Consider the following 25,709-nt stretch of genomic DNA (forward strand, 5'->3'; position numbering starts at 1 on the left):
TCAGCTCAGGCCGCGATCTGTTCGCGGGCAGCTTCCTGTTCGCGCTCGTACATCTCGGTCAGCGCGCGCTTGTACTCGGTCGGGAAGACCTTAACGAAGCGGCGGCGCGCGTTGCTCCAGTCGGCCAGCAGCTCCTTGGCACGCTCGGAGCCGGTGTAGCGGAAGTGCTTTTCCACCAGCGCCTTGAGCAGTTGCTCGTCGAGCACGCGCTCGCCATCGACCTTGTGCCAGGTCGACTGCGTGTGCGCCTTCTCCTGGTCTGCCGCCGACAGCACGGACTCCAACGCGACCTGCGCCGTGTTGCAGCGCTTGTCGAACAGACCGTCTTCGTCATAGACGTAGGCCACGCCGCCCGACATGCCCGCCGCAAAGTTGCGGCCGGTGGCGCCCAGCACGACGACGGTGCCGCCGGTCATGTACTCGCAGCCGTGGTCGCCCGTGCCTTCCACCACGGTGGTGGCGCCGGAGTTACGCACTGCGAAGCGCTCGCCGGCCACGCCGTTGAAGAAGGCCTCGCCGGCCAGCGCGCCGTACAACACGGTGTTGCCGACGATGATGTTGCTGGTCGGCTCGCCGCGGAATTCATGCGGCGGGCGCACGATCACGCGGCCGCCCGACAGGCCCTTGCCCACGTAGTCGTTGCCATCGCCCACCAGATCCAGCGTGATGCCATGTGCGAGGAACGCGCCAAACGACTGGCCGGCCGTGCCCTGCATCTGGATGTGGATGGAATCATCCGGCAGACCCTCGTGGCCGTAGCGCTTGGCCACCTCGCCCGAGAGCATCGCGCCCACGGTGCGGTTGACGTTGCGCACCGGCTGGATGAACGAGACGCGCTCGCCCTTCTCCAGCGCTGCCTTGGCCTTCTCGATGAGCTGATGATCCAGCGCGCGATCCAGACCGTGGTCTTGCACGTCGACCTGATAGCACGGCTCGCCTTCCTTCTTGGCCGGCTGGTAGAAGATGCGCGCGAAGTCCAGACCGCGTGCCTTCCAGTGTTCGATGCCGGCCTTGGTGTCGAGCAGATCAGCGCGGCCGATCAGCTCGTTGAACGAGCGGATGCCCAGTTGCGCCATGATCTCGCGCACTTCCTCGGCCACGAAGAAGAAGTAGTTCACCACGTGCTCGGGCTTGCCCGAGAACTTCTTGCGCAGCACCGGATCCTGCGTCGCCACGCCCACCGGGCAGGTGTTCAGGTGGCACTTGCGCATCATGATGCAGCCCTCGACCACCAGCGGTGCGGTGGCGAAGCCAAATTCATCCGCGCCCAGCAGCGCGCCGATCACGACGTCGCGGCCGGTCTTCATCTGACCGTCAGCCTGCACGCGGATGCGGTTGCGCAGGCCGTTGAGCATCAGCGTCTGCTGCGTCTCGGCCAGGCCCAGTTCCCACGGCGTGCCGGCGTGCTTGATCGACGACCACGGCGAAGCGCCCGTGCCACCGTCATGGCCGGCGATCACCACGTGATCGGCCTTGGCCTTGGCGACACCCGCGGCCACCGTGCCCACGCCCACTTCCGACACCAGCTTGACCGACACGTCCGAACGCGGGTTCACGTTCTTCAGGTCGTGGATGAGCTGCGCCAAGTCTTCGATCGAGTAGATGTCGTGGTGCGGCGGCGGCGAAATCAGGCCCACGCCCGGCACGGCGTAACGCAGCTTGCCGATGTAATCCGTGACCTTGTGGCCTGGCAGTTGACCACCCTCGCCGGGCTTCGCACCCTGCGCCATCTTGATCTGGATCTGATCGGCAGATGCCAGGTACTCGGCCGTCACGCCAAAGCGGCCAGAAGCCACCTGCTTGATCTTCGAGCGCAGCGAATCGCCCTCTTGCAGCTCCAGATCACGCTCAACCACTTCGCGACCGATCACGTCCGACAGCTTGGTGCCCTGCTTGATGGGAATGCCGCGCAGTTCGTTGCGATAACGACGCTCGTCTTCACCGCCTTCGCCCGTGTTCGACTTGCCGCCGATGCGGTTCATCGCCACGGCCAGCGTGGTGTGGGCCTCCGTGCTAATCGAGCCCAGCGACATGGCACCGGTAGCAAAGCGCTTGACGATCTCCTTGGCCGATTCCACTTCTTCCAGCGGAATCGCGCGCGCCGGGTCCACCTTGAACTCGAACAGGCCGCGCAGCGTCATGTGGCGGCGGCTCTGGTCGTTGATCAGGTTGGCGTATTCCTTGTACGTCTGGTACGAATTCGCGCGCGTGGCATGTTGCAGCTTGGCGATCGAATCCGGCGTCCACATGTGCTCTTCGCCGCGGACGCGGTAGGCGTATTCACCGCCGGCGTCCAGCATGTTGGCCAGCACCGGCGCGTCGCCAAAGGCATCGCGGTGCAAGCGCAGGGCTTCTTCCGCCACTTCAAAGATGCCGATACCGCCCACGTTCGATGCCGTACCGTGGAAGTACTTGTCCACCAGCTCGCGCGACAGGCCGATCGCTTCGAAAATCTGCGCGCCTGTGTACGACATGTACGTGGAGATGCCCATCTTGGACATCACCTTGTGCAGGCCCTTGCCGATCGCCTTGGTGAAGTTGTAGACCGCCTTCTCGGGCGTCACACCCAGGCCCGGCGCCATCTCGGTCAGCGTTTCCATGGCGAGGTACGGGTGCACGGCTTCTGCGCCGTAGCCCGCCAGCAGCGCGAAGTGGTGCACTTCACGCGCCGAACCCGTTTCGACCACCAGACCGGTGCTCGTGCGCAGGCCTTTCTCCACTAGGTGATGGTGGATGGCAGACGTGGCCAGCAGCGCCGGAATGGCAGCCTGCTTCTCGTCGACCGCACGGTCCGACACGATCAGGATGTTGTAGCCCGACTTGACCGCATCGACCGCCTCGGCGCACAGCGAAGCGAGGCGCGCCTCGATGCCTTCCTTGCCCCACGCCACCGGGTAGCAGATGTTCAGCTCGTAAGCCATGAACTTGCCGCCGGTGTAGTGCTCGATGTTGCGGATCTTCGCCATGTCCTTGAAGTCCAGCACGGGCTGGCTCACTTCAAGGCGCATCGGCGGGTTGATGTTGTTCAGCTCCAGCAGGTTCGGCTTCGGCCCGATGAACGAGACGAGCGACATCACCACGTTTTCGCGGATGGGGTCGATGGGCGGGTTCGTGACTTGCGCAAACAGCTGCTTGAAGTAGTTGTAGAGCGTCTTGTTCTTGCTCGACAGTACGGCCAGCGGGCTGTCGTTGCCCATCGAACCGGCGGCTTCTTCGCCGTTGGCGGCCATCGGCGCCATGAGGAACTTGACGTCTTCCTGCGTGTAGCCGAACGATTGTTGACGGTCCAGCAGCTTGGCGGCCGGCTTGGTCTCGGCAGCCACGTCTTCCGGCTTGGCGTCCAGCTCGTCGAGCTTGATGCGCACGGCGTCGATCCAGCTCTTGTACGGCTTGGCGTTGGCCAGGTTGTCTTTGAGCTCCTTGTCGTCGATGATGCGGCCCTGTTCCATGTCGATCAGGAACATCTTGCCCGGCTGCAGGCGCCACTTCTTGACGATGCGCGACTCAGGGATCGGCAGCACGCCGGCTTCCGAGGCCATGACGACCATGTCGTCGTCGGTCACGTAGTAGCGCGCCGGACGCAGGCCGTTACGGTCGAGCGTCGCACCGATCTGGCGGCCGTCGGTGAAGCAGATGGCGGCGGGGCCGTCCCACGGCTCCATCATCGCGGCGTGGTATTCGTAGAAGGCGCGACGGTTGTCATCCATCAGCGTGTGCTGCTCCCACGCCTCCGGAATCATCATCATCATCGCCTGGGCCAGCGGGTAGCCGGCCATCGTCAGCAGTTCGAGGCAGTTGTCGAACGATGCCGTATCCGATTGGCCCGGATAGATCAGCGGCCAGAGCTTCGGCAGGTCGTCACCCAGCACCGGCGACGAGATACCGCCCGTGCGGGCGTTGATCCAGTTGACGTTGCCCTTGACGGTGTTGATTTCGCCGTTGTGCGCGACCATGCGGTACGGGTGCGCCAGTTCCCAGGCCGGGAACGTGTTGGTCGAGAAACGCTGGTGCACCAGTGCCAGTGCCGACACCGTGCGCGGGTCCGCCAAGTCTTGATAGTAGCGGCCAACCTGTTCGCACAGCAGCAGGCCCTTGTAGACGATCGTGCGCGCCGACATCGACGGCACGAAGTATTCCTTGCCGTGCTTGAGCTTGAGCGCCTGGATGGCATGGCTGGCGGTCTTGCGGATCACGTACAGCTTCCGCTCCAGCGCGTCGGTGGTCATGATGTCGCGGCCGCGCCCGATGAAGATCTGGCGAATCACCGGTTCAGTCTTCTGCACCGTGGGCGACATCGGCATGGTCTTGTCGACCGGCACATCGCGCCAGCCCAGCACGACTTGGCCTTCCAGGCGCACCGTGCGCTCGAGTTCCTGCTCGCAGGCCAGGCGTGAGGCGTGTTCTTTTGGCAGGAAGATCATGCCGACGCCATATTCGCCGGCCGGCGGCAGGTTCACGCCCTGCTTGGCCATCTCTTCACGATAGAACTGGTCGGGAATCTGCAGCAGGATGCCCGCGCCATCGCCCATCAGCGGGTCGGCACCAACAGCGCCCCGGTGATCGAGGTTGTGCAGGATGCGCAAACCCTGCTGGACGATCTCGTGGCTCTTCTTGCCCTTGATGTGTGCGACGAAGCCGACGCCGCAAGCGTCGTGTTCATTGGTCGGGTCGTACAGACCCTGGGCCGACGGCGCCGACGGCGTGATGGGGAAAGAATGTTGTTCCACGGCGATCTTCCGATGTTGTGGGCACAGCACGCCGCGAAATCCACACCTTGACCCTCGCATGGGTGCAGGGCGTAGACAAATAACCTATGGCGCGCCGCACCATGAATGCGGGGTGGATCGAATATAAAAGAGCGATTCGTATCAGGCAAAAGTTTTTAAATAGGGTCGGAGTAAATTAATAAATGCACGCTGTCGGTGCGGGTTTATAAATGGGGACAGATTAATTTGGTGCGGAATGACACACCTGAAGATGACAGCCTCCGCGTTCAATCACGCTACTGGTGCGGCGTCCCCCGTCCCCACTTCTACGGTTTTACGTGGCGGACGCCCTTTGGGCAGCGGCGCAACACGGCGACCACCTGAACGCGCCAGTGTGGCCAGGAAAGCCTCGCCGCCCAGCGGCCAACCGCTATGCACGTGCTGCCGGATCTGCATGAGCTGATCAGAGCCGAGCCCCTCGTGCCAGAGTGTCCGATAGCGTGATTGGCGCTCGAAAGGCGTATTACCAAGACGCCAGTAACAGTAGTGATCGCTTACCCACGGAATCGACTGAATGCCGACATGATGGCGATAGGTGCTCCATCGATCCTCTTCCGGTGAGGTGACAAGCCCCCCGCGCACGGCGTTGGATTCAACGTACAGCAGCATCGGCAAGACCCATTCGGCCGGGTCGAGCACGGTCGAGCGAAAGCGCCCTTCCCACAGCGTGCCGCTCCGATCTGCCGCCCCATTGAAGTAGCGCGTATAGCGTCGCCCGACCGCTTGCAACGTGCGAGACAGGCTATCTGCCACCTTGGGCGTGCCCACCAGGTGCACGTGATTGGGCATCAGCGAGAAGGCATGAATGGCGAAATCATGCTCGCGCGCGGCCATGCGCAGCGTGTCGAGGTAGAACGCGTAGTCCTCGTCCGTGCGAAAGACGGCCTGGCGATTGTTGCCGCGCTGCAACACGTGCACGGGAACATCAATGGGGCTGAGGCGAGGCAGGCGTGCCATGGCGAAAAACGGGCGTAGAAAGCGCACATCCTAGCGCGACAGCGCCGAATCTGTCCCCATTTTTTCAATGAGCAAACGGTTGCGCTTGAGCTGTCGCCCGAGCGCAACGAGAATTGCCCACATTCGCGGCTGGATTTGCCCGATATCAAACCGCAAGGCGTGAGAGCGCCCGCCCGCTCTTCAAATTGATCCCGCGCAAATCGATCGACCTGCATTGCCGCGAGACTGGCTCCCGTCACATTCACAAGACGATATCGAGAGGGAGCGTTTCATGGCCTTTGCACGCCTCGCCACTGCTGCGGCAATCACCGGTGCCCTTGCTGGCATCTTCAGCCCGACCGCCTTTGCGCAGAGCACCGATCTGGCGCCGGCCACCGGCAACTGGATGGTGCGCCTGCGCGCCGTCAACCTGACGGCCGCCAACAAATCCGATCCGGTCGGCGCGTTGGCCATTCCGTCCGACGCCATCCAGATCAACAACAAGGCATTCCCTGAACTGGACGTTTCGTACTTCTTTACGCCACACATCGCGGCCGAGCTGATCCTGACCTATCCGCAACAACAAGACGTGACGGTCATGCAGAGCGCGCTGGGCGGCCCGACCAAGATCGGCGACTTCCGCCACCTGCCGCCGATCCTGACGCTGCAATACCACTTCACGCCGGAATCACGTTTCAAGCCGTACGTGGGCGCCGGCATCAACTACACGCGCATCTCGAACGTGAACCTGCAGGTGCCGGGTGTCGGCCAGCTGGACCTCAGCAAAAACAGCTTCGGCCCCGCGCTGCAAGTCGGCTTCGATTACCGCCTGACCGATCGCGTGTACTTCAACATGGACCTGAAGAAGACCTGGATCAGCGCCGACGTGAAGATGGCCGGCCAGACCATCAGCAAGGTCAAGGTCGACCCGTGGCTGCTGGGTATCGGCCTGGGCTACCGCTTTTAACTTTTAGGGAGACGATCAGCGAACAGACCTTCTTCTGATCGACTTTTCCGACGTGCCGCAGGGGTCGTCGACGGCGGGGGCGCTCGTCGACGGTGGTTGGCACGTTCGGCCCGGCATGCGTTGGGGCGGCCGGGCATTTTTTTTGCGCTTACTTTTTAAGCAATGCCGGATCGAACTTCGTAACGACACGCCCTTCGAGCGGCTGGCGCTGGCGGAAGTTATCGGCATAGAAACTGCGTAGTGCGTCGAGTTGTTCGGGCGATGCCGTGATCGGCTGCTTGAGCACATACCACTCAACGTTTTCCGTCAGCGGCGGCGTGGTCAGCGAACCAAGGTAGTGGTAGTAGACGTCGCTGTGCGGCAGCAGCTTGCCCGGGATGACCACATCGGGCACCTCGTGCGCCTCACCCTTGCGTGCGGCCTTGAGCACGGCATCCAGCACCGGATTGGCTTCGCCCGGCACCAGCATCACACCAACCACTGCCATGCGGCCATCCTTGGCCGTATGCACCAAATGGACTTCGGCCGGATACCAACGCCCGTCGATGGTGTGCTCGCTGTGTACGTGGAAGTGGAACTGGCGCAGCGTGAAATGCCGGCCGCGGATCTTCACGTCGCCACCAGGCACATTCACCTGCAGCGCGTGGCCCGTGTCGACCACCGTCGCCTTGACTTCGCCATACTGCGACCGGATGACGTCCGGCTCGTCGTCATCGGCGGCAATCGTATCCGCCGTGCGAATGTCGATGGGCGATTGAAACGCATCGTGCACCGCGTGCCATTCGGCTTGGTGCTGGTAATCGAAATGATCCGCCGGGCTGGCAGCGTGTGCGCCGAACGCCGAGGCGGCCAGCAATGCAAAAATAAGACGTGACATCAATTCACCTGACGATGGAAACAGGAGCATCGTAGGCGCCACACTTAGTCACGTCATTCAGAATGGTCCGATATCCTTTCAGACCGCATCAACGGCAAAGATACGGCGATGCTCCTTGATCGCGTAGCGGTCCGTCATGCCGGCGATGTAATGTGCGATCCAGCGCGGCTGCTCCTCGGGGTTCGTCTTGGCCTGATACTGCGGCGGCAGCAGGCGCGGATCGTCGAGGAATGCGCCAAACAGGTCATCGATGATGCGGCGGGCCTTGGCGGCCATGCGCATCACCAGGTAGTGCCGATAGAGGTTGTCGAACAGGAATCGCTTGAGTACGCGCGCCTCTTCGCGCATCGGATCAGAGAACGCCACGAGTGCCGGCGCCGCACGCACGTCATCGATATTTTGCGGCGCAATCTCTGCGATCCCCGCGCGCGTCGTGGCAATCAGATCAACGATCAGTGCATTGATGATCCGGCGGATCGTCTCGTTAATGAGGCGGCGCCCACCCGCATTCGGAAACGCCGCCTCGGCTTCACGGCGGTGGATCGCCCACAGCGGCACGTCTTCCAGTTGCTCCAACGTGATCAGGCCGGAGCGCAGACCATCGTCGATGTCGTGGTTGTTATATGCGACCTCATCGGCCAGGTTGGCCAGCTGCGCCTCCAGCGAGGGCTGCTGCCCTTCGAGAAAACGCCGCCCCAAATCACCCAGTGTGGCCGCGTTGTTGCGCGAGCAATGTTTGAGGATGCCCTCACGGGTCTCAAACGTGAGGTTCAGGCCGTCAAAGCCGCCGTAGCGCTCCTCCAGCCGATCGACCACCAGCAGGCTCTGCAGGTTGTGTTCGAAGCCGCCGTGCGGCTTCATGCAGTCGTTGAGCGCATCCTGCCCCGCGTGGCCAAACGGCGTGTGGCCCAGGTCGTGCGCCAGAGAAATCGCCTCGACCAGGTCTTCGTTCAACCGCAGGCTGCGCGCGATCGAGCGGGCGATCTGCGCGACTTCCAGGCTGTGCGTCAGACGCGTGCGGAACAGGTCGCCCTCGTGGTTCACGAAGACCTGCGTCTTGTATTCGAGCCGGCGGAACGCGGTGCTATGGATGATGCGATCGCGGTCGCGCTGGAACTCGGTGCGCGAGGTGGATGGCGGCTCGGCGTGCACGCGGCCGCGCGTCTGCGCCGCATGCGCGGCGTAGGGAGCGAGATGGCCCTCGAGATCGAACGGCGCGGGCGGCAAATCGAGTCGATCGTTCATCGGGCCATCTCTTCTGGCGTCAGGCGACGGGCGCCTCGGTGGGTGGGCGCAGCACGGCATGCTGCAGGGTAGCGCGCAAGTCACTATCGGGCACGGTGGTCACGAACGCTTGGCCCAGCTTGCGCAGCAGCACGAACTTGATCTCGCCGGCTTCAGCTTTCTTGTCGACGCGCATCAACTCGATGAAACGATCGATACCCAGGTCCGGCGCCACGGTCGGCAGGTTGGCCGCCCGCGTGAGCGCGGTGATGCGGTTGCGCGTGTCGATATCGATAAAGCCCAGGCGATGCGACAGGTCCGCCGCCATTACCATGCCGCAGCCGACGGCCTCGCCATGTAGCCACTCGCCGTACCCCAGTCCAGCCTCGATGGCATGGCCAAAGGTATGACCGAAGTTGAGCGTGGCACGCAGGCCGGTTTCCCGCTCATCTTGCGCCACCACGGATGCCTTGATGCGCACCGAGCCACGCACGGCCTCGGCCATCAGGTCGGTATCACAGTTGTTGAGACCCGTAATGTTCTGCTCGATCCAGGCGAAGTAATCGGTGTCGGCAATCGCACCGTGCTTGATGACCTCGGCCATGCCGGCGGCCAATTCACGGGCAGGCAAGGTGCGCAGCGTTTCGATGTCGGCCAGCACCGCCTGCGGCTGGTGGAATGCACCGATCATGTTCTTGCCCAGCGGGTGATTGATCCCCGTCTTGCCACCTACGGAGGAGTCCACCTGCGACAGCAGCGTCGTCGGCACTTGGATGAACGGCACGCCGCGCATATAGCAGGCGGCGGCAAAGCCGGTCATGTCACCAATCACGCCACCGCCCAGGGCAATGAGCGTGGTCTTGCGGTCTGCACCCGCCGTCAGCAACGCATCAAAGATGAGGTTGAGCGTTTCCCACTTCTTGAACGACTCGCCATCGGGCAGCACAACCGTATCGACAGCCTTGCCGAGCGAGCGGACAGCCTCTTCAACCTTGGCGGCATACAGCGGCGCAACGGTCTCGTTGGTGACGATCACGGCACGTGCGCCGCGAATATGGGGAGCAAACAGCGCTGCCTGGGAGATCAGCCCAGAGCCGATATGGATCGGATAGGCGCGATCGCCGAGGTCGACATCGACGGTAATCATGGCTGAGGGGAGACTTGCGAGGAGGTGGGGGAATCTGCAGGCGGTGCCACGATGCCGGCCACCTCAAGTTGCATCAGCACCATATTAACAAGCTGAGCGACGGTGGGCTTGCCGGTCTCGATGACAAAGTGTGCCACCTCGCGGTACAGCGGATCGCGGATCGCGTGCAGCTCTTCGAGCCTCGCACGCGGGTTTTCTGTTTGCAGCAGCGGCCGGTTCTTGTCGTGCCGCGTGCGCAGATACAGGTCGTGCGGATTGGCACGGAGGTAAATGACGGTGCCGCGCTCGCGCAGGAAGGCGCGATTCTCGGGCCGCAGCACGGCGCCACCGCCCGTCGCGACGACCACGCCGCTGCGCGCGGTCAACTCGTCGATCATGTGGGTCTCTCGGTCGCGAAAACCCATCTCACCTTCATGCTCGAAGATGATGGGAACGCGCACGCCACAACGCGCTTCGATCTCGTGGTCGGAGTCGAAAAACGGCAGATCGAGCCGGCGAGCCACCGCGCGGCCGACCGTCGTCTTACCGGCGCCCATCAGGCCGACGAAAAAAACGTTGGAAACAGACAAAATCGCGTGAAATCAGGAAGTTGAGTGCGATTGTAGTGGCTTTTTCCCACCATCCTGCGCAAACCTGGCTGCAGAACACAAAAAAGCCCGGCGCTCCATGAGGAGGCCGGGCCTTGCGGAGAATGACTCCGACGGATCGCTTTATTTGAGCGACAGTTGATCGGACATCACACGCGGGGTCAGGAAGATCAACAGTTCCGTGCGGTTGTTGGTCTTGGATGTGGTCTTGAACAAGTTGCCAACCACTGGAATATCGCCCAGCAGCGGCACCTTGGTCACGCTGTCGGACTCGGTCTGGGTGAAGATCCCGCCGATCACGACCGTACCGCCGTTCTCGACCAGCACCTGTGTTTGCACATGCTTGGTATCGATGGCGATACCGCCCACAATCGCCAAGCTGGTGTTCGGGCTGTCCTTGGTCACATCGACATCCATAAAGATGTTGCCGTCCGGCGTGATTTTCGGCGTGACCTCCAGCTTCAGGTTGGCCTTCTTGAATGACACCGAGGTCGCCCCGGAGGATGTGGCCTGCTGATACGGGATCTCGGTACCCTGCTCGATCAGCGCCTTGATGTTGTCAGCAGTAACGACACGCGGGCTGGAGATGATCTTGCCGAGGCCGTCGGCCTCCAGTGCAGACAGTTCGAGCGCCAAGAAGCGGCCGGCACCGGCGTTGAACAGACTCACAGCCACGCTCGCAGGGTTCACGCCGTTAATGCCGTTGGCCGGGAAGCTGATGGCCGGGCTGTTGTCCCACGTGCCGCCCTGCGTGACCGGTGCAACAACATTGGTATAAGAGTTGCCGTAGCCAGCGCCATTGGTCTTTGAGGCAAAACCGAGCTTCGCGCCCAAATTGCGGCTGAACGTATCGTTGGCCTCGACGATACGAGCCTCAATCATCACTTGGCGGACTGGGATGTCGATCTTCTGGAGGAAGGCTTGCACCTCTTCCAGCTTGCTAGGAATGTCCGACACAAACAGCTGGTTAGTACGCGCATCCGAAGTCAGCGAACCTCGCTTGGAGAGAATCCGGGATGCCGTACCGCCTGCCGCAGCGCCGCCGCCAGCGGCCCCGGTACCCAATAGCATATTGCGCACATCATCCGCACGTTGATAGTTCAGGCGGAACACCTGGCTGCGCAGCGGCTCCAGTTCGGTCACTTGCTGCTGAGACTCCAGCTCAGCCTTCTCCTTGGTCGCCAGCTCGCCGCGCGGCGCAACCCACAACACGTTGCCGTTGCGACGCGAGGCCAGACCCTTGGAGTCCAGCACGATCTGCAGCGCCTGGTCCCACGGCACGTCCTTCAAACGCAGTGACAGGGTACCCGTCACGCTGTCGCTGGTGACGATGTTCAGGTTGGTGAAGTCCGCAAAGACCTGCAGCAGCGAGCGCACGTCAATGTTCTGGAAGTTCAGCGACAGGCGCTCACCGCGATAGCCGGGGCCTGAGATCAGCTTGTTTGGATCTTCCTTGGTCGGGCGCACTTCCACCACGAACTGCGTGTCGGTCTGGTACGAGCTGTACTGCCAATTGCCACGCGGCTCGATGACCAAGCGCGCGCCGGTGCCGCTATCGGTGGCACGCATGGCCTGCACGGGCGTACCGAAGTCGCTCACGTCATAGCGACGACGCAGCGACTGCGGCAGCGTCGCGCCAACAAAGTCGACGACCAGGTTCTGACCTTGCTGGGCAATATTGATTGCCGAGTTGGCAGTCGACAGGTCCACCACCACGCGGCCGGCAAGATCCTCGCCGCGGCGGAAATCAACATTGCGCACAGCCGGGCGCTCGCCGCCCGCGACGGGGGCCGGTGCAGAAAAGGTCGGCGCAGATACGGCAGCCGCCACCGGCGCAGCTTCCAGCGTCAGCACGTACTGATTACCCCGCACTTCCGATTTGTATTGCGTCTGGCGCGCCAGATCGAGCACGACACGCGTGCGATCGCCGATCTGCACGATGTTGGCCGAACGCAGCAGCTTGCCGCCATATTGATAGTTGGCACGCCCTTGGGCGAAGCTCGCGCCAAAAAAGTCGATGGCGATGCGCGCAGGCTGCTGCGTGCTGAACTCCACCGGCTTCTGTGCGGGTGCATCCTTCAGGGTGACGGTCACGACGGTGGATTCGCCGGCCGTGGCCTGTTCCACCTTCTCGATGACATTGCCGGAGGCGGGGGCCTGCTGCGCGAGCGCCTGCCCCGCCACCATGAACATGCACAGCGAAAGCCATGCAGCCGCGCCCCCCCGGGCCACTCGAACTGCCTGCGCTAGGCGGCCCTTCACGAGATGCATCGTCATTGCGCGCCCTCCTGAACTTTCAGGGTAGTCATTTTTTCTTTCCATTCGGTCGTGCCTTCGCGCACCAGCTCACGCAGGGTGAGTTCCTGATCGCCGATGCGGACGATACGACCATAGTTTTGTCCGATGTACTGCCCCACATGCACGTGTTGCGTCTTGTCCCCGACAGACACGACGCCTTCCGTCTCGCCGTTGCGCTTCATCGTCCCAAGCAGCTTGAAGGCTTCCAGCGGATAGTCTTCGAGCGGCTCGCGACGGCGGTTCGGTTCTGGCGATTCGTTCTGCGCGCGCGAGAGTTCCGCCACCTTCTGCACGCTGAACGGATCAGTCTGCTTGGTGGTCGTGTATTCGCGCGGCGCGTAAGGTTTGGGCTGCGGCAGCGGCGGCACGGTCGTGCTGACGCTCTGGCGTGCCTGCTGCATCCATTGCTGCAATTCGTCATCTGCGTTTGCCCCGCAGGCACCCAGTAAGACAACCAGGCACAGCGGCGCGATACGCGCGATGGGCGCCATCCGGCGGCGGTTCAAGGTCTCGCCCATCATTTGGCGCCTCCCTTGCCGGCAGCATTTGCCTTGCGCTGGGCGGCCTGTTCATCCGGATCCAGCGCACGATACGCCTCTGCACGCGCCTCCATCACCATGCCGCCGTCCTTGGTGCCAGTCAGCGCGATGTTCTGCAGCGTGACGATCCGCGACAGCGCGGCCACGTCGGCGGCGAACAGCGCCATGTCGTGGTAGCGGCCGTTGACCTTCACGGCGACAGGGATCTCGGCGTAGTACGGCTTGACCACAGCAGCAGACGGACGGAACAGATCAAACGTCAGCCCGCGCGCGATACCGGCGTGGTTGACGTCGGCCAGCAGCGCATCCATCTCGGTCTTGTTGGGCAATTGCAGTTCGAGCTTAGCAACGCGCTGCTCCACCTCGGTCTTCTGCTTGCGCAGCGCATCGAGGTTCACCACCTGCGCAAGCTTGCTTTGGTAGGCGGATTTCAGCTGTTCCTGTTCAGTGCGCTTGGCATCGCGCTCGTCGAACTTGCCACTCCAGTAAAACTGCCAGCCCAGCACGATCACGAGCACGGCGGCAAGAATCATGAACAGGATACGCGGCGCGATTGGCCACGTTTCCGGCTCATTCAGGTTCAGCCCACGGAACTGGCTGACCAGGTCTTCCAGCGAGATATCAGTCGAGAGCGCCATGATTATTTCCCTGCCCCTGCGCCGGCCGCACCGGGCTTGGCCGGAGTTGCCGGCTCAGCCTTCCACTGGAAGCGGACGGTGAAATTGAACAGACGACGCTGCTCCTTCAGGTTGTTCGTCATCGTGGTGGCGACGGACTCGCCCAATTCGGCGCGATCCAGCCAGGGCACCGAACTCAGATTGCGCAGCAGGTCCGATACGCGCTCATTCGACTGCGCCACACCGGCAATCGTGAACTTGTCGCCGTCCTGCTTGAGCGAAGTCAGATAGACACCTTCCGGCACCTGTCGCACCAGTTCTTCCAGCAACTGCACCGGGCGGTTACGCTCGTTCTGCAAGCTCTCGACAGCCTGTTGACGCTGCAGCAGGTCTTCGATGTCTTTCTTGAGCGTGTTCACCTCAACGATCTGCTTGTCCATCTCCGCATTCTTCTGCGTGAGGACATCATTGATGCGCTGCGCCTCTTCGGTCTGGTGATCGATCACCATGCCACCCAGGAACACCACCACGGCGCCCACAACGGCTGCGCCGCCCAGGCTCATGAAGACTTTCTTGCGCTTGTCCGCACGCCGTTCGGCGTGGTACGGCAGCAGATTGACGCTCGGGAGCGCATTCACGGCATTCGCGCTTTCATTGGCCATCGCCCCGCTCCTTATTGCAGCCCGCGCAGGGCCAGGCCCGCGCTGACGATGTACGCCGGCAGATCGCGTTGCAGATAGCGCGCGTTGACGTTCTTGGCCGCACCCATATTGGCAAACGGGTTGGCCAGCGTCGTGTTGATCTGCGTCTGCTGCTGAATGGCGGTCTGCACGCCCAGCAGCGATGCATGCCCCCCCGAGAGCACGATCTCGTCGACCCGGCCAACGCTCGAGGTCGACATGAAGTTCTGGATGGCCTGGCTGATTTCCATCGCCAGCGTCTCCAGGGAGGGCTTGAGCAACTGGCTACGGTATTCGTCGGGCAGCGTGTTCTTGCGCTTCTTCACCTCGGCCTTGAGCAGGTCGAGCGAAAACAGGCGCGAGATGCTCTGTGTGAGCTGGTCACCCGAGCCAGACAAAGGCTGCTCGTACAGCTCCTTCCAGCCTTGGTAGAACAGCGCGTGCGAACGGGCGCTACCCAGATGGAACATCGCCACCACGGGCATGTCGCGCATCTCGGTTTCAGAAGCATCCTGCTTGACCGCCAGCATGTGCGTCATGGCGCGCTGGATGGCGTTTTCTTCCACATCCATGACAACCGGCTTCAGGCCAGCCATCTCGGCAGCGGTCACGCGTTCGGTCACACGCTCAGAGACCGTTGCCGTCACGCGCACACCGACCCCGCCCTCGGTTTCGGATGGGCCGATCACGACATAGTCGAAGTTGACGTTTTGCGAGGGCGGAAACAGCCGGTTGGCTTCGCTCTCGACCTGCACGAAGAGCTCGTCCTCGGTCAGGTTGTCAGGCAGGCTGACGGTTTGCGATTCCGTCAGGCTGGAAGGAATGGCCAGCACGGCATCCTTGCTGCGGATACCGGCCTTGGCGATGGCGCGCTTGAGTGCGCTACCCACCGCATCGATATTGACCAGATTGCCGTCAGCGACGGCACTGCGTTCAATCAACTCGCTGGCGCATTTCTCGAGACGGAAATCCCCCTGCTTGCCATTGGCGGATAGCTCCACCACTTTGACGCTGGAAGACCCGATATCAATCCCGACGATATTGCGGCGCAGCAGGCCGGACAACAAACCCCGTCGCACAGAGACACCCCACCGTTTATATATTTTTGAACCCTGGCGCCCATTACCCGTCCAACGTGCGCCATAGCCTGCATGGATTTGCTGCTGGATTCTCACAAAATCCTTTAGAACAGGCAAACGCTCCGGCGGACCGCAATGCATTTCGCAGGCGCCGATTCGCAAAGCGTTGTCAAAACCCCACGGTCGGGGGATACCCCTTTCGTCTGACTTGCTTTCCGTTTCGTCTACTTCTAACGGCGGATTCTTCACCGCCTTGAATCAGGCTAGCGCGAGCGCACAATCGGCACGCGTGTTGTGCCGAATAAACCACACAAGTGCTGCACAAGCACCACCAGCGCAGTCGGCGTGACAGTCGTTACGCGCTGTTACGCCCTTGGCCGCAGGCCCCTATCGGTCCCGAAGATATAATCGCCGCCACGCTGACTGACACCCCCGGTGCCCCCTGTAATGGCTACTGCCCAAACCACCCCAGCTTCGCCCAAGCCGCCCAAAGCCCGCCGCCCGCTGTGGGCGCGCCTGCTCCTCTGGATGCTCGGCCTGTTCGTTGCCATGGGGGTCGTCGGGGCGCTGCTGGTGGGCTACGCCCTGCTGGTGGCCGCACCCAACCTGCCGTCGCTCGACGTCATCACCGACTACCGGCCGAAGATTCCGCTGCGCGTGTACACCGCCGACAACGTCCTGATCGGCGAGTTCGGAGAGGAACGCCGCAGCTTCGTGCCAATCTCGCAGATGCCCGACGTGATGAAGCGCGCGGTGCTCGCCATCGAGGATGACCGCTTCTACGAGCACGGCGGCGTGGACTTCGTTGGTGTGCTGCGCGCGGGCCTCGCCAACCTGCACGGCGGTCTGTCGCAGGGCGCATCGACCATCACGATGCAGGTGGCGCGCAACTTCTTCCTGTCAAGCGAGAAGACATTCACACGCAAGATCTACGAGATGCTGCTCTCGTACAAGATCGAAGCCAGCCTGAGCAAGGACCAGATCCTCGAGCTCTATATGAACCAGATCTACCTCGGCCAGCGCGCGTACGGCTTTGCCAGCGCCGAGCAGATCTACTTCGGCAAGAACATCAAGGACATCACCCTGGCCGAGGCCGCCATGCTGGCCGGCCTGCCCAAGGCGCCGTCGGCATACAACCCGGTGGTGAACCCCAAGCGCGCCAAGGTGCGCCAGGAGTACATCCTGCAGCGCATGCGCGACCTGCACTACATCACGCCGGAGCAGTACACCCAGGCCATCAACGAACAACTGCCGGTGCGCAGCGAGGGCCATGAATTCGACGTGCACGCCGAGTACGTGGCAGAAATGGTGCGCCAGCTCATGTACGCCCAGTACCGTGAAGAGACCTACACGCGTGGCCTGAACGTCTATACGACGCTGCGCAAGGGCGATCAAGACGTGGCCTATCAATCGGTGCGTCGCGGCATCCTCGACTACGAGCGCCGCCATGGCTACCGCGGCCCAGAAGCTTTCATCGATCTGCCCGCCGACGCGGACGACCGCGAACAGGCCATCGACGATGCCCTGCTCGAACACCCGAGCAGCGACGATCTGCAATCGGCCGTGGTGGTGAGCGTGGCGCCCAAGCTGGTGCGCGCGACCATGCTGTCGGGCGAGACGATCGATCTGGCGGGCGACGGCCTGAAATTCGCGCAGGCAGCGCTGTCGGCCAATGCGCAGCCGAAGATCAAGCTGCGTCCGGGCGCGGTCATCCGCGTGATCCAGGACACCAAGACGCAGAAGTGGTCGATCACGCAGTTGCCGGAAGTGGCCTCGGGCTTTGTCTCGCTGGATCCGCAGACGGGCGCGATCTACTCGATGGTCGGTGGCTTCGACTTCAACCGCAGCAAGTTCAACCACGTCACACAGGCGTGGCGCCAGCCGGGCTCGAGCTTCAAGCCGTTCATCTACTCGGCGGCGGTGGACAAGGGCTTTTCGCCGTCTACGGTGATCAACGATGCACCGCTGTCGATCCCGACCGGCGACACCGGTGGACAGGTGTGGGAGCCGAAGAACTACGGCGGCGGCTACGACGGCCCGATGACGATGCGCCGCGCCCTGCAGAAGTCGAAGAACCTGGTGTCCGTGCGCATTCTGCGCACCATCGGCACGCAGTACGCGCAGCAATACATCACGCGCTTCGGTTTCGAAGCGGACAAGCACCCCGCCTATCTGCCGATGGCGCTGGGCGCGGGCTCGGTGACGATCCTGCAGATGGCCGGCGCCTATTCGGTATTCGCCAACGGTGGCTACCGCGTCAACCCGTACATCATTGATCGCGTGGTCGATGCGCGCGGCACCGTCATCCAGCAGACACACCCGATGACGGCCGCCAAGGACGCCGTGCGCGTGATCGATCCGCGCAACGACTTCATCATGGACTCGCTGCTGCGTAGCGTAGTGTCGAACGGTACGGGCTATCAGGCCAAGGCCAAGCTGGGCCGCAACGACATGGCCGGCAAGACAGGCACCACCAACGACTCGTTCGACGCGTGGTTCTGCGGCTATACGCCCAAGCTGGTTGGCGTGGCCTGGATGGGCTATGACAACCCGCGCAGCCTGGGTGACCGCGAAACCGGTGGCGGCCTGGCCCTGCCGATCTGGATCAACTACATGAGCTATGCCCTCAAGGGCCAGCCCGAGACAGATCGCCAGCCGCCTGAAGGTGTGGTGCAGATGGCCGGCGACTGGGCCTACGAGGAGTACGCCAACGGCCAGGGCATCGCCTCGGTGGGCCTGGGCGATGCGATGCCGGGCGCCTCTGGCCCTGCTTCGGCACCGGGCGGCGACCAGCCGCAGCCAAACGGCAGCCTGGCGCCGACACCGGAACAGGAGAAGCAGAAGATTCTCGACATGTTCCGCGGCAACTGAGCTTCATTGCCAACGAAAAAAGCCGCCCTTCGGGGCGGCTTTTTGTTTGGTGCGGCGGATACGCGTAGCGGTCAGTTGGCAGCCAGCGTCACATCCACTTCGCACTGCTGGCTGACATAGCGCGACAGGGCAACGTAAAGCTCTTCGCCGCTGCGGGTGTCCGTCCAGCGGCCGTCGCTATGGCGGAAGTGGAATCCGCCGGCACGCGCGGCCACCCATAGTTCCTGCATCGGCGCCTGGCTGTTGATGATGATCTTGGAGCCGTCGTCAAATTCGAGCGTCAGCACGTTACCGACACGGCTGACTTCGATGTCGGCGTCGGCCTCATCGGCGGCATCCTCGACGATGCGTTCGACACGGCTAAGCTCAGCGTCGGCCAGGGCCAAGAACTCCGATTCGGTCAGGGGGGGCATGCTACACTCCAAAATCTTGCGCGGGCGCGGCATGGCGGCCTTTTTCAACCGTTTAGCGCCTCGCCCCATGTGACTCTGATTGCCGCAAGGTTGCACCCTTGGGCTCTTTTCCGCATCACCATCCGATGACACGAATCGCCGCCATTGTAGCCACTGTCGGCCTGACCCTGACGGCCGCAGGTCTATCCGGCTGCGGGATTCGCGGGCCGCTGTACATGCCCAAGGTGCCGTCTGCGCCGACCGCGCCGCAAACGACCGACCCCGGCATCGCCGGCCCGAACGCCGTGCCGCAACCGCCGGTGCCTGGCGCCAAACCCGCTGCAGACGCCGCCAGCGCGGTGCCCGCCAACCGCTGATCCGCTTCTCTTTTCAACCGGCGCCACCTGCCCTGCTCAAGATGGCGCCCTGATTGCTCCTCACCCATGTCCGAGTCCCTGATCCGCCAGGACGGCGCCCTAATGATCGAAGGCGTCGCGCTCGACGCGATTGCCGCGCAATTCGGCACGCCAACCTATGTGTATTCGCGCGCTGCGCTCACGGCCAACTATCGCGCTTACGCCGCCGCGTGCGAGGGTCGCAACGCGCATGTGCAGTACGCGATGAAGGCCAACTCGAACCTGGCCGTGCTGCAAGTGTTCGCTCAGCTGGGTGCGGGCTTCGACATCGTCTCGGCAGGTGAACTCAAGCGTGTGCTGGCTGCGGGTGCGCCAGCGTCGAAGGTGGTGTTCTCCGGCGTGGGCAAAAGCGCGGATGAAATGCGCTTCGCGCTGGAAGTCGGCGTGGCGTGCTTCAACGTGGAGTCGATTCCCGAGCTGCATCGTCTGAACGACGTGGCCGCATCGCTGGGCAAAACCGCGCCCGTGTCGCTGCGTATCAACCCGGACGTGGATGCCAAGACGCACCCGTACATCTCGACCGGCCTGAAGGGCAACAAGTTCGGCGTGGCCTTTGACGAGGTGCTGCCGACTTACCGCGCCGCTGCCGCGATGCCCAACCTGCGTGTGGTCGGCATCGACTGCCATATCGGCTCGCAGATCACTGAGGTGTCGCCGTACCTGGATGCGCTGGACAAGGTGCTCGACGTGGTGACCAAGCTCGACGCCGAAGGCATCCGTCTCTCGCACATCGACGTGGGCGGCGGCCTGGGCATCACCTACACCGACGAGACGCCGCCGGATATCACCGCCTTCGCACGCACGCTGCTGGACCGTGTCGAACAGCGCGGCTTTGGCGATCGGACCGTACTGTTCGAGCCGGGCCGCTCACTGGTGGGCAACGCTGGCCTGCTGCTCACCCGTGTCGAATACCTCAAGCCGGGTGCATCCAAGAACTTCTGCATTGTCGATGCGGCGATGAACGATCTGGCCCGCCCCGCGATGTACGAGGCGTATCACCACATCGTTGCGGTGCGCGAAGGCGAAAGCGCACCGGTCATCTACGACGTGGTCGGCCCGGTGTGCGAGTCGGGCGACTGGCTTGGCCGTGATCGCTCACTGGCCGTGCAGGCCGGCGATCTGCTGGCGATCCTGTCGGCCGGCGCCTATGGCTTCACGATGAGCTCGAACTACAACACGCGCAATCGTGCAGCGGAAGTCATCGTTGATGGCGACAAGGTGCACTTGGCGCGTGAACGTGAGCGCTTTGAAGACCAGATCCGCGGCGAGCATCTGTTCCCGGCATAGAGCCGCATCACCGCAAAGAAAAAGCCTCGCAATTGCGAGGCTTTTTCTTTGGCGATCCCGCGCCGATCAATCACGCGCAGGCATCGCGCCGCCAGCCATGCTGGCCTGCCGCGCGCCACGCCATGCCCACCACACGCGCAACCCCAGCAGCACCGCCATCACCGCAGCGTAGATCGACACCTCAGCAAAGTCGTGCTTGCCGGCCTTGTGCCACCAATAGTGCAGGATACCGAGCACGCCCGTCACGTACACGAGACGGTGCAGCCACTGCCAGCGCTTGCCGCCCAGCCGCTTGACCATCGCGTTGGTGGACGTCGCCGCCAGCGGAATCATCAGCACAAAGGCCGCAAAACCCACCGTGATGAACGGGCGCTTGACGATGTCCTTCAACATCGACGCCGGATCGAGCCCGCGATCCACCAGCAGCCAGATCAGGAAGTGGATCGTGCCGTAGAAGAACGTGTATAGGCCCAGCATGCGGCGGATGCGGATCAGCCAGTTCATGCCGGTGATGCGACGCAGCGGCGTAATGGCCAGCGTGCAGCACAGCAGCACCAGCGTCCAAGTGCCGGTCGAGCGCGTGACGAACTCCAGCGGATTCGGCCCGAACTGATCGGTTGCGCCCAGGAAGACGATGCGCAGGAACGGCACGAGCGCCACCAGCCACACGGCAATCTTCATCACGCGCAGTTGCTTGGGCGACAGCATGGGCGGCAGCAGTTTCATAGTGCCCTCAGAAGTTCTTGCGCAGATCCATGCCTGCGTAGAGCGGTGCAACCTGGTCATAGCCGTTGAACATCAGCGTCTTGCGCTTGGGCGCAAACAGGCCGCCGAAGCCGCCCTTGTCCTCGCCGATGCGGCGCTCGGTGGCCTGGCTCCAGCGCGGGTGATCCACGGTCGGGTTCACGTTGGAGTAGAAGCCGTACTCATTGGACGCCGCAATGTTCCAACTCGTCGGCGGCTGCTTGTCGACAAAGCGGATCTTGACGATCGACTTGGCGCTCTTGAAGCCGTACTTCCACGGCACGATCACACGCACCGGCGCGCCATTCTGGTTCGGCAGCACCTGGCCGTAGAGGCCGAAGGTGAGCAGCGCGAGCGGGTGCATCGCCTCGTCCAGGCGCAGGCCCTCGCTGTACGGCCACTCCAGCACCGGGCTGGTGACGCCGGGCATCTGCCGTTTGTCCGCCAGCGAAATGAACTGGATGTACTTGGCACTGCCCTGCGGCTCCACCCGCTTGATCAGTTCGGCCAGCGGAAAGCCCACCCACGGAATCACCATCGACCAGCCCTCGACGCAGCGCAGGCGGTAGACGCGCTCTTCCATCGGTGCGAGCTTCATCAGGTCGTCCAGGTCGTAGGTTTTGGGCGACTTCACCAGCCCCTCCACGCTGACTTGCCAGGGGCGCGGCCGCAGTGTGCCGGCGTAGCGTGCCGGGTCGGACTTGTCGGTGCCGAACTCGTAGAAGTTGTTGTACGTGGTGACCTGGTCGTACGGCGTAGCCTTCTCGACCGTGGTGTAGGCCGGGTTCGGCTTGGCGGCCAGCTTGGCCAGCGGCGCATTGGCGGCGAACGCCTCGCGGGATGCCCACGGCGCCAGCGTTGCGCCAGCCGCGCCCATGGCGGCAGCGGCCAGGAAGCGACGGCGCTGCTCGAAGATGTGCTGCGGGGTGATCTCGCTGGCGGGGATGTCTTCACCGCGCAGCCAGCGGTCGGTCTTGATCAGCATGATCAGTGGTCCTCGTTATGCGGGAGTCTGGCTCCCATGGTCCTTGGTCGCGCCAGCGCCGGCTACCTGACAGCGCGCGGCGAAAAATTTCTGCAGCGCTATTCCTTACGCTCAGACGCTCCGGTGAACTCGCTGTACTGGTGGAAAACCGTCTGCGCCACTTCCAGCAACTGCGCTCGCGCCAGCGGCCCGGACACCGCAAACCCCAACCCGTGATCAGCCCAGTAAAACGCCATCGGCTGCGGGTGATCGACCGCTGGGTGGATTGCCTGCAGCACACGGTTGTCTGGCGTCAGCGTTTCCAGACGGAAGCCGGTGTCGCGATTGTTCGGCATGCGCCGCAACTGCACGGAGATGCGCGTGCCGTCTGGTCCTTCGTACATCAGCATGGCCGTGGGCATATCCGCCGATACGGTCTGACGCCCACCGATCAGCCGGTAGCCGAGCGGCGTCAGGTCGGGGATGTGCAGTTGCGCATCCAGTCGCCGCGACAGCCATGTGACGAGATGGGCCTCTTCGTTGGCTGGCACCTCCACCATATGCTTCGACTCAGGCGAGTAGACGACGTGCGATACAAGCGCGTCGCTGGCGAAACGTTGCATCGGCACGGTGTGCTCCAAAGCACCCCGGCTGAGCCAGCCCGCGCCGGTACCGATCATCAGGCAAGCCACGCTCAGCGCAAGCGCACTCCAGCCACGCATCGCGCCAAAGCCGCGCGCAGGCTGCGGTTGCTGCGCAGCGGCCAGAATGGCCGCCGGAATGCGCCGCGGGGGTACCGGCTCGTTGAGCAGCGGATCCAGCACGCGATGGAGCTGCGCATCGGTCTTGCGCCAGCCGGCCACCTCGGCGGCGGCACCGGGGTGCGCGGCAAGGTACGCCTCCACGGCGGCACGGCGTGCAGCGGCCAGGCGGCCATCGGCGTAAGCGTGGAGCTCGTCGATGTGGATGGCGGTGTGGGAAACATCGGCAGACATGGTCGGCCTCACTTCACTCGGTGCAGCGTGGTACTGCCATCACCGGAAGCCCCCGGCGCGGTGGACACCCCGTCCAGCGCTACACGCATCCGCTCGCGCGCCCGCGACAGGCGCGACATCACCGTGCCCAGCGGAACACCGAGCACATCAGCAGCTTCCTTGTAGGCGAGCTGCTCCAGCCCGACGAGCAACAGCACGGCGCGTTGATCCTCCGGCAGCGCAGCCAGCGCGCGCAGCAGATCACGGCGCAGGCCGGGGTCCTCGTCGACGGGGATGTCGGGCGGTGTGTCGGTCAGGTCAATCCGATCCGGCCGGCGCACGGCGTTCAGATGGAGGCGATGCATGATGGTCAACAGCCATGCGAACAGCCCGTCGCTCTCGCCGCTTCCGCTGAACCCTGCGCCAAACCTCGGGCGCAACTGGAAACGCCAGCGGTAGCGCCAAGCCCGTTCCAGCGTGTCCTGCACGAGATCGTCGGCGCGGGTGGCGTCACCCACCAGGCCGCGGGCGTGACGGCGCAAGCGCGGCGTCAGCGCGATCAGGCGGCCGGCAAGGTCGGTCATGAAGCGCGGGCAGTCGGGCGGCGGTGCTTACGGCTTGGCCACGTGCCAGACGTTCATGAAACCGTCGCCAGTCTGGTCGCCGGGCATCTTGTCCTTGCTCCAGAGGTACAGCGGCTTGCCGTGGTAGGCCCACTGCTTCTTGCCGTCGTCGCGGGTGATGATGGTGTAGTCGCCCGACGGCTGATCGGCATCATTGGCAGCCAGCGCCGGCCAGTTGTCGGCACACTTGCCGTTGCAGGCGCTCTTGCCGGCCGTAGCATCACGATCGAACGTGTACAGCGTCATGCCGTGCGCGTCGGTGAGCGTGCCGTTGGTCACCTTCACGGCCATCGGCGTGGACATCCCCATGCCCATGGCGCTGCAACCGGCCAAGCCGAGTGCGGCAAGCGCCACGGCACCGGCAAGCGCCAGGCGTGCGTTGGACAACAGGGAGGAAGTTGCGGACTGGCTCATTTTGTTCTCCTTGGGTGGGAGGGGCGCGACGCGGGGAAAGATGAGGCGCCCTCACAGAGCAGTAAACACGCTAGGCGCGTCTTTATTCCAGTCCGCTGAGGATTTTTTGTGACTTAGAGTTCGCCGTAGCTGTGCAAGCCCGACAGGAACATGTTCACCCCCAGGAAGGCGAAGGTCGTGACCAGCAGGCCGATCAGCGCCCACCACGCCGCCATGCGGCCACGTAGGCCCTTCATGAGGCGCATATGCAGCCAGGCGGCATAGTTCAGCCAGACGATCAGCGCCCAGGTCTCCTTCGGGTCCCAGCTCCAGTAGCCGCCCCAGGCATCTGCTGCCCACAGCGCGCCCAGGATCGTGGCGATGGTGAAGAACGCAAAGCCAACAGTGATGGCCTTGTACATCACGTCATCCAGCACTTCGAGCGACGGCAGGCGGTCCGCCAGAATGCCGTGCTCCTTGAGCAGGTAAGCCGCGCCCACCATCGCGGCCAGCGCAAACGTGCCGTAGCCAATGAAGTTGGCCGGTACGTGAATCTTCATCCACCAGCTCTGCAGCGCCGGCACCAGCGGCTGGATCTCCTGCGCACCGCGCGACACCGTGTACCACAGCAGAAAGCCCACCGCCGCCGACACCACCAGCATCACGAACGGACCCAGCGCGCGCGTCTTGTAGCGCTGCTCGTAGTACAGGTAGAACAGCGACGTGATCAGCGTGAAGAGGATGAAAACTTCATAGAGGTTCGAGATGGGAATGTGCCCGATGTCCGCCCCCACCAGGTAGGACTCATACCAGCGCACCAGCATGCCGGTCAGCCCCAGCACCACAGCGGCCCAGCACAGCTTGCTGCCGATCGAACTGCCCGCCTCCCAACGCAGCGCCAACCCTGCCCAGAAAAACAGTGTGGACAGGAAGATCAGCGCACTCATCCACAGGATGGCCGACTGGCTGGCGAGGAAATACTTGAGGAAGAAAGCGTGCTCGGCGCGGGCGAGTTCGGGGCCGTTCGCACCGCTGTACTGCGAGATACCGAACAGCGACAGCACCGCAATGCCGATCATCAGGACCCGCACCGGCTTCCACGTCCAGCCCAGCCATGCGAAGGCGGGGACGGCCGCGACGAGAATGCCGCGCTCGTAGCCATCCATATAGGCGCCGTAGCGCGAGAACGCATAGCCTGCGCCGGCAGCCAGCAACACGGCAAACAGCCAGTCAAACCAGCCCAGCCGGCGGAAATACGACGGGCGCTGTAGCGCACCCAGATCAGCGCTCGCCACAGACGTTTGGGGAGGATTGGTCGCTTCCATCAC

Annotated in this window: 22 protein-coding genes; 4 read left to right on the forward strand and 18 right to left on the reverse strand. The window is 63.2% G+C overall.

The genetic code is table 11. The annotated features are described in order from the left end of the window. Positions 1–5 precede the first annotated feature (5 nt). Together R2N11_RS21755 and R2N11_RS21760 are read right to left on the reverse strand one after the other, a co-directional pair. Positions 6–4,727 (reverse strand): glutamate synthase-related protein, encoded by a 4,722-nt coding sequence (locus R2N11_RS21755; protein WP_430715465.1) that lies wholly within the window; start codon positions 4,725–4,727, stop codon positions 6–8. 270 nt (positions 4,728–4,997) lie between these two features. Next, a complete protein-coding gene (locus tag R2N11_RS21760; RefSeq protein ID WP_316682358.1) occupies positions 4,998–5,723 on the reverse strand; it encodes a transposase in 726 nt (241 codons plus the stop codon). Positions 5,724–5,994: 271 nt separating this feature from the next. Between R2N11_RS21760 and R2N11_RS21765 the strand changes: the two genes are divergently transcribed. Continuing rightward, positions 5,995–6,669 carry an OmpW/AlkL family protein gene (locus R2N11_RS21765; protein WP_199030435.1) on the forward strand — a complete coding sequence of 225 codons (675 nt, stop codon included), beginning with the start codon at positions 5,995–5,997 and terminating at the stop codon, positions 6,667–6,669. A gap of 148 nt (positions 6,670–6,817) precedes the next feature. Here the strand turns inward: R2N11_RS21765 and R2N11_RS21770 are convergent, their stop codons facing one another. From R2N11_RS21770 to pilM, 9 genes are all read right to left on the reverse strand, one after another. Further along, a complete protein-coding gene (locus tag R2N11_RS21770; protein WP_199030436.1) occupies positions 6,818–7,546 on the reverse strand; it encodes a carbonic anhydrase in 729 nt (242 codons plus the stop codon). 78 nt (positions 7,547–7,624) lie between these two features. Further along, complete coding sequence (locus tag R2N11_RS21775; RefSeq protein ID WP_316682359.1) at positions 7,625–8,791, reverse strand: deoxyguanosinetriphosphate triphosphohydrolase; 1,167 nt, start codon at positions 8,789–8,791, stop codon at positions 7,625–7,627. A gap of 19 nt (positions 8,792–8,810) precedes the next feature. Then, on the reverse strand, positions 8,811–9,917 hold the full coding sequence (gene aroB, locus R2N11_RS21780; protein WP_316682360.1) for a 3-dehydroquinate synthase: 1,107 nt from the start codon (positions 9,915–9,917) through the stop codon (positions 8,811–8,813). Then, a complete protein-coding gene (locus R2N11_RS21785) occupies positions 9,914–10,486 on the reverse strand; it encodes a shikimate kinase (protein WP_199030439.1) in 573 nt (190 codons plus the stop codon). Before R2N11_RS21785 ends, aroB begins: the two co-directional genes overlap by 4 nt. A 141-nt stretch (positions 10,487–10,627) precedes the next feature. Further along, a complete protein-coding gene (gene pilQ, locus R2N11_RS21790) occupies positions 10,628–12,775 on the reverse strand; it encodes a temperature dependent type IV pilus secretin PilQ (protein WP_316682379.1) in 2,148 nt (715 codons plus the stop codon). A 2-nt stretch (positions 12,776–12,777) separates the two neighbouring features. Then, positions 12,778–13,323 (reverse strand): pilus assembly protein PilP, encoded by a 546-nt coding sequence (locus R2N11_RS21795; RefSeq protein WP_316682361.1) that lies wholly within the window; start codon positions 13,321–13,323, stop codon positions 12,778–12,780. Further along, complete coding sequence (locus R2N11_RS21800) at positions 13,320–13,979, reverse strand: type IV pilus inner membrane component PilO (protein WP_199030442.1); 660 nt, start codon at positions 13,977–13,979, stop codon at positions 13,320–13,322. The genes R2N11_RS21795 and R2N11_RS21800 overlap by 4 nt, the downstream gene beginning before the upstream one ends. Before the next feature lie 2 nt (positions 13,980–13,981). After that, a complete protein-coding gene (locus tag R2N11_RS21805; RefSeq protein WP_316682362.1) occupies positions 13,982–14,620 on the reverse strand; it encodes a PilN domain-containing protein in 639 nt (212 codons plus the stop codon). Between the two features lie 11 nt (positions 14,621–14,631). Continuing rightward, complete coding sequence (pilM, locus tag R2N11_RS21810; RefSeq protein ID WP_316682380.1) at positions 14,632–15,702, reverse strand: type IV pilus assembly protein PilM; 1,071 nt, start codon at positions 15,700–15,702, stop codon at positions 14,632–14,634. Positions 15,703–16,164: 462 nt separating this feature from the next. Between pilM and R2N11_RS21815 the strand changes: the two genes are divergently transcribed. Continuing rightward, a complete protein-coding gene (locus R2N11_RS21815; protein WP_316682363.1) occupies positions 16,165–18,588 on the forward strand; it encodes a penicillin-binding protein 1A in 2,424 nt (807 codons plus the stop codon). A gap of 71 nt (positions 18,589–18,659) precedes the next feature. On the opposite strand, the gene cyaY is transcribed toward R2N11_RS21815, so the two are convergent. Further along, positions 18,660–19,001, reverse strand: a complete 342-nt coding sequence (cyaY, locus tag R2N11_RS21820; RefSeq protein ID WP_316682364.1) for an iron donor protein CyaY — start codon at positions 18,999–19,001, stop codon at positions 18,660–18,662. A 125-nt stretch (positions 19,002–19,126) separates the two neighbouring features. Here cyaY and lptM point away from each other — a divergent pair, with 125 nt between their 5' ends. Together lptM and lysA are read left to right on the forward strand one after the other, a co-directional pair. After that, positions 19,127–19,357: an LPS translocon maturation chaperone LptM gene (lptM, locus tag R2N11_RS21825; protein WP_199033237.1), complete on the forward strand. Its 231-nt coding sequence runs from the start codon at positions 19,127–19,129 to the stop codon at positions 19,355–19,357. Between the two features lie 66 nt (positions 19,358–19,423). After that, positions 19,424–20,683 carry a diaminopimelate decarboxylase gene (lysA, locus tag R2N11_RS21830; RefSeq protein WP_316682365.1) on the forward strand — a complete coding sequence of 420 codons (1,260 nt, stop codon included), beginning with the start codon at positions 19,424–19,426 and terminating at the stop codon, positions 20,681–20,683. Between the two features lie 66 nt (positions 20,684–20,749). Here the strand turns inward: lysA and msrQ are convergent, their stop codons facing one another. From msrQ to ccsB, 6 genes are all read right to left on the reverse strand, one after another. Further along, the gene (gene msrQ / locus R2N11_RS21835; RefSeq protein ID WP_316682366.1) at positions 20,750–21,409 is read right to left on the reverse strand and encodes a protein-methionine-sulfoxide reductase heme-binding subunit MsrQ; all 660 of its coding nucleotides are present in this window, start codon (positions 21,407–21,409) and stop codon (positions 20,750–20,752) included. Positions 21,410–21,416: 7 nt separating this feature from the next. Next, entirely contained in the window at positions 21,417–22,412 is a 996-nt protein-coding gene (gene msrP, locus R2N11_RS21840; protein WP_199031749.1) for a protein-methionine-sulfoxide reductase catalytic subunit MsrP, read from the reverse strand. A 98-nt stretch (positions 22,413–22,510) separates the two neighbouring features. Continuing rightward, entirely contained in the window at positions 22,511–23,386 is an 876-nt protein-coding gene (locus R2N11_RS21845; protein ID WP_199031750.1) for an anti-sigma factor family protein, read from the reverse strand. An 8-nt stretch (positions 23,387–23,394) separates the two neighbouring features. Further along, entirely contained in the window at positions 23,395–23,949 is a 555-nt protein-coding gene (locus R2N11_RS21850; RefSeq protein WP_199031751.1) for an RNA polymerase sigma factor, read from the reverse strand. A 27-nt stretch (positions 23,950–23,976) separates the two neighbouring features. Beyond that, the gene (locus R2N11_RS21855) at positions 23,977–24,402 is read right to left on the reverse strand and encodes a COG4315 family predicted lipoprotein (RefSeq protein WP_199031752.1); all 426 of its coding nucleotides are present in this window, start codon (positions 24,400–24,402) and stop codon (positions 23,977–23,979) included. A 113-nt stretch (positions 24,403–24,515) separates the two neighbouring features. Beyond that, on the reverse strand, positions 24,516–25,706 hold the full coding sequence (gene ccsB, locus R2N11_RS21860; protein ID WP_199031753.1) for a c-type cytochrome biogenesis protein CcsB: 1,191 nt from the start codon (positions 25,704–25,706) through the stop codon (positions 24,516–24,518). Positions 25,707–25,709: the final 3 nt, after the last annotated feature.

It is taken from the genome of Ralstonia flaminis (assembly GCF_958415495.1).
GTDB lineage: Bacteria > Pseudomonadota > Gammaproteobacteria > Burkholderiales > Burkholderiaceae > Ralstonia > Ralstonia flaminis.

Excerpts from the sequence above, each read along its gene's own strand:
- R2N11_RS21770 (WP_199030436.1), bottom strand. The coding sequence starts at position 7,546 with ATGTCACGTCTTATTTTTGCATTGCTGGCCGCCTCGGCGTTCGGCGCA.
- R2N11_RS21805 (WP_316682362.1), bottom strand. The coding sequence starts at position 14,620 with ATGGCCAATGAAAGCGCGAATGCCGTGAATGCGCTCCCGAGCGTCAAT.
- R2N11_RS21775 (WP_316682359.1), bottom strand. The coding sequence starts at position 8,791 with ATGAACGATCGACTCGATTTGCCGCCCGCGCCGTTCGATCTCGAGGGC.
- ccsB (WP_199031753.1), bottom strand. The coding sequence starts at position 25,706 with ATGGAAGCGACCAATCCTCCCCAAACGTCTGTGGCGAGCGCTGATCTG.
- R2N11_RS21795 (WP_316682361.1), bottom strand. The coding sequence starts at position 13,323 with ATGATGGGCGAGACCTTGAACCGCCGCCGGATGGCGCCCATCGCGCGT.
- lysA (WP_316682365.1), top strand. The coding sequence starts at position 19,424 with ATGTCCGAGTCCCTGATCCGCCAGGACGGCGCCCTAATGATCGAAGGC.
- aroB (WP_316682360.1), bottom strand. The coding sequence starts at position 9,917 with ATGATTACCGTCGATGTCGACCTCGGCGATCGCGCCTATCCGATCCAT.
- R2N11_RS21850 (WP_199031751.1), bottom strand. The coding sequence starts at position 23,949 with ATGACCGACCTTGCCGGCCGCCTGATCGCGCTGACGCCGCGCTTGCGC.
- R2N11_RS21845 (WP_199031750.1), bottom strand. The coding sequence starts at position 23,386 with ATGTCTGCCGATGTTTCCCACACCGCCATCCACATCGACGAGCTCCAC.
- R2N11_RS21765 (WP_199030435.1), top strand. The coding sequence starts at position 5,995 with ATGGCCTTTGCACGCCTCGCCACTGCTGCGGCAATCACCGGTGCCCTT.
- R2N11_RS21800 (WP_199030442.1), bottom strand. The coding sequence starts at position 13,979 with ATGGCGCTCTCGACTGATATCTCGCTGGAAGACCTGGTCAGCCAGTTC.
- R2N11_RS21815 (WP_316682363.1), top strand. The coding sequence starts at position 16,165 with ATGGCTACTGCCCAAACCACCCCAGCTTCGCCCAAGCCGCCCAAAGCC.
- cyaY (WP_316682364.1), bottom strand. The coding sequence starts at position 19,001 with ATGCCCCCCCTGACCGAATCGGAGTTCTTGGCCCTGGCCGACGCTGAG.
- lptM (WP_199033237.1), top strand. The coding sequence starts at position 19,127 with ATGACACGAATCGCCGCCATTGTAGCCACTGTCGGCCTGACCCTGACG.
- R2N11_RS21760 (WP_316682358.1), bottom strand. The coding sequence starts at position 5,723 with ATGGCACGCCTGCCTCGCCTCAGCCCCATTGATGTTCCCGTGCACGTG.
- msrQ (WP_316682366.1), bottom strand. The coding sequence starts at position 21,409 with ATGAAACTGCTGCCGCCCATGCTGTCGCCCAAGCAACTGCGCGTGATG.
- msrP (WP_199031749.1), bottom strand. The coding sequence starts at position 22,412 with ATGCTGATCAAGACCGACCGCTGGCTGCGCGGTGAAGACATCCCCGCC.
- pilQ (WP_316682379.1), bottom strand. The coding sequence starts at position 12,775 with ATGCATCTCGTGAAGGGCCGCCTAGCGCAGGCAGTTCGAGTGGCCCGG.
- R2N11_RS21855 (WP_199031752.1), bottom strand. The coding sequence starts at position 24,402 with ATGAGCCAGTCCGCAACTTCCTCCCTGTTGTCCAACGCACGCCTGGCG.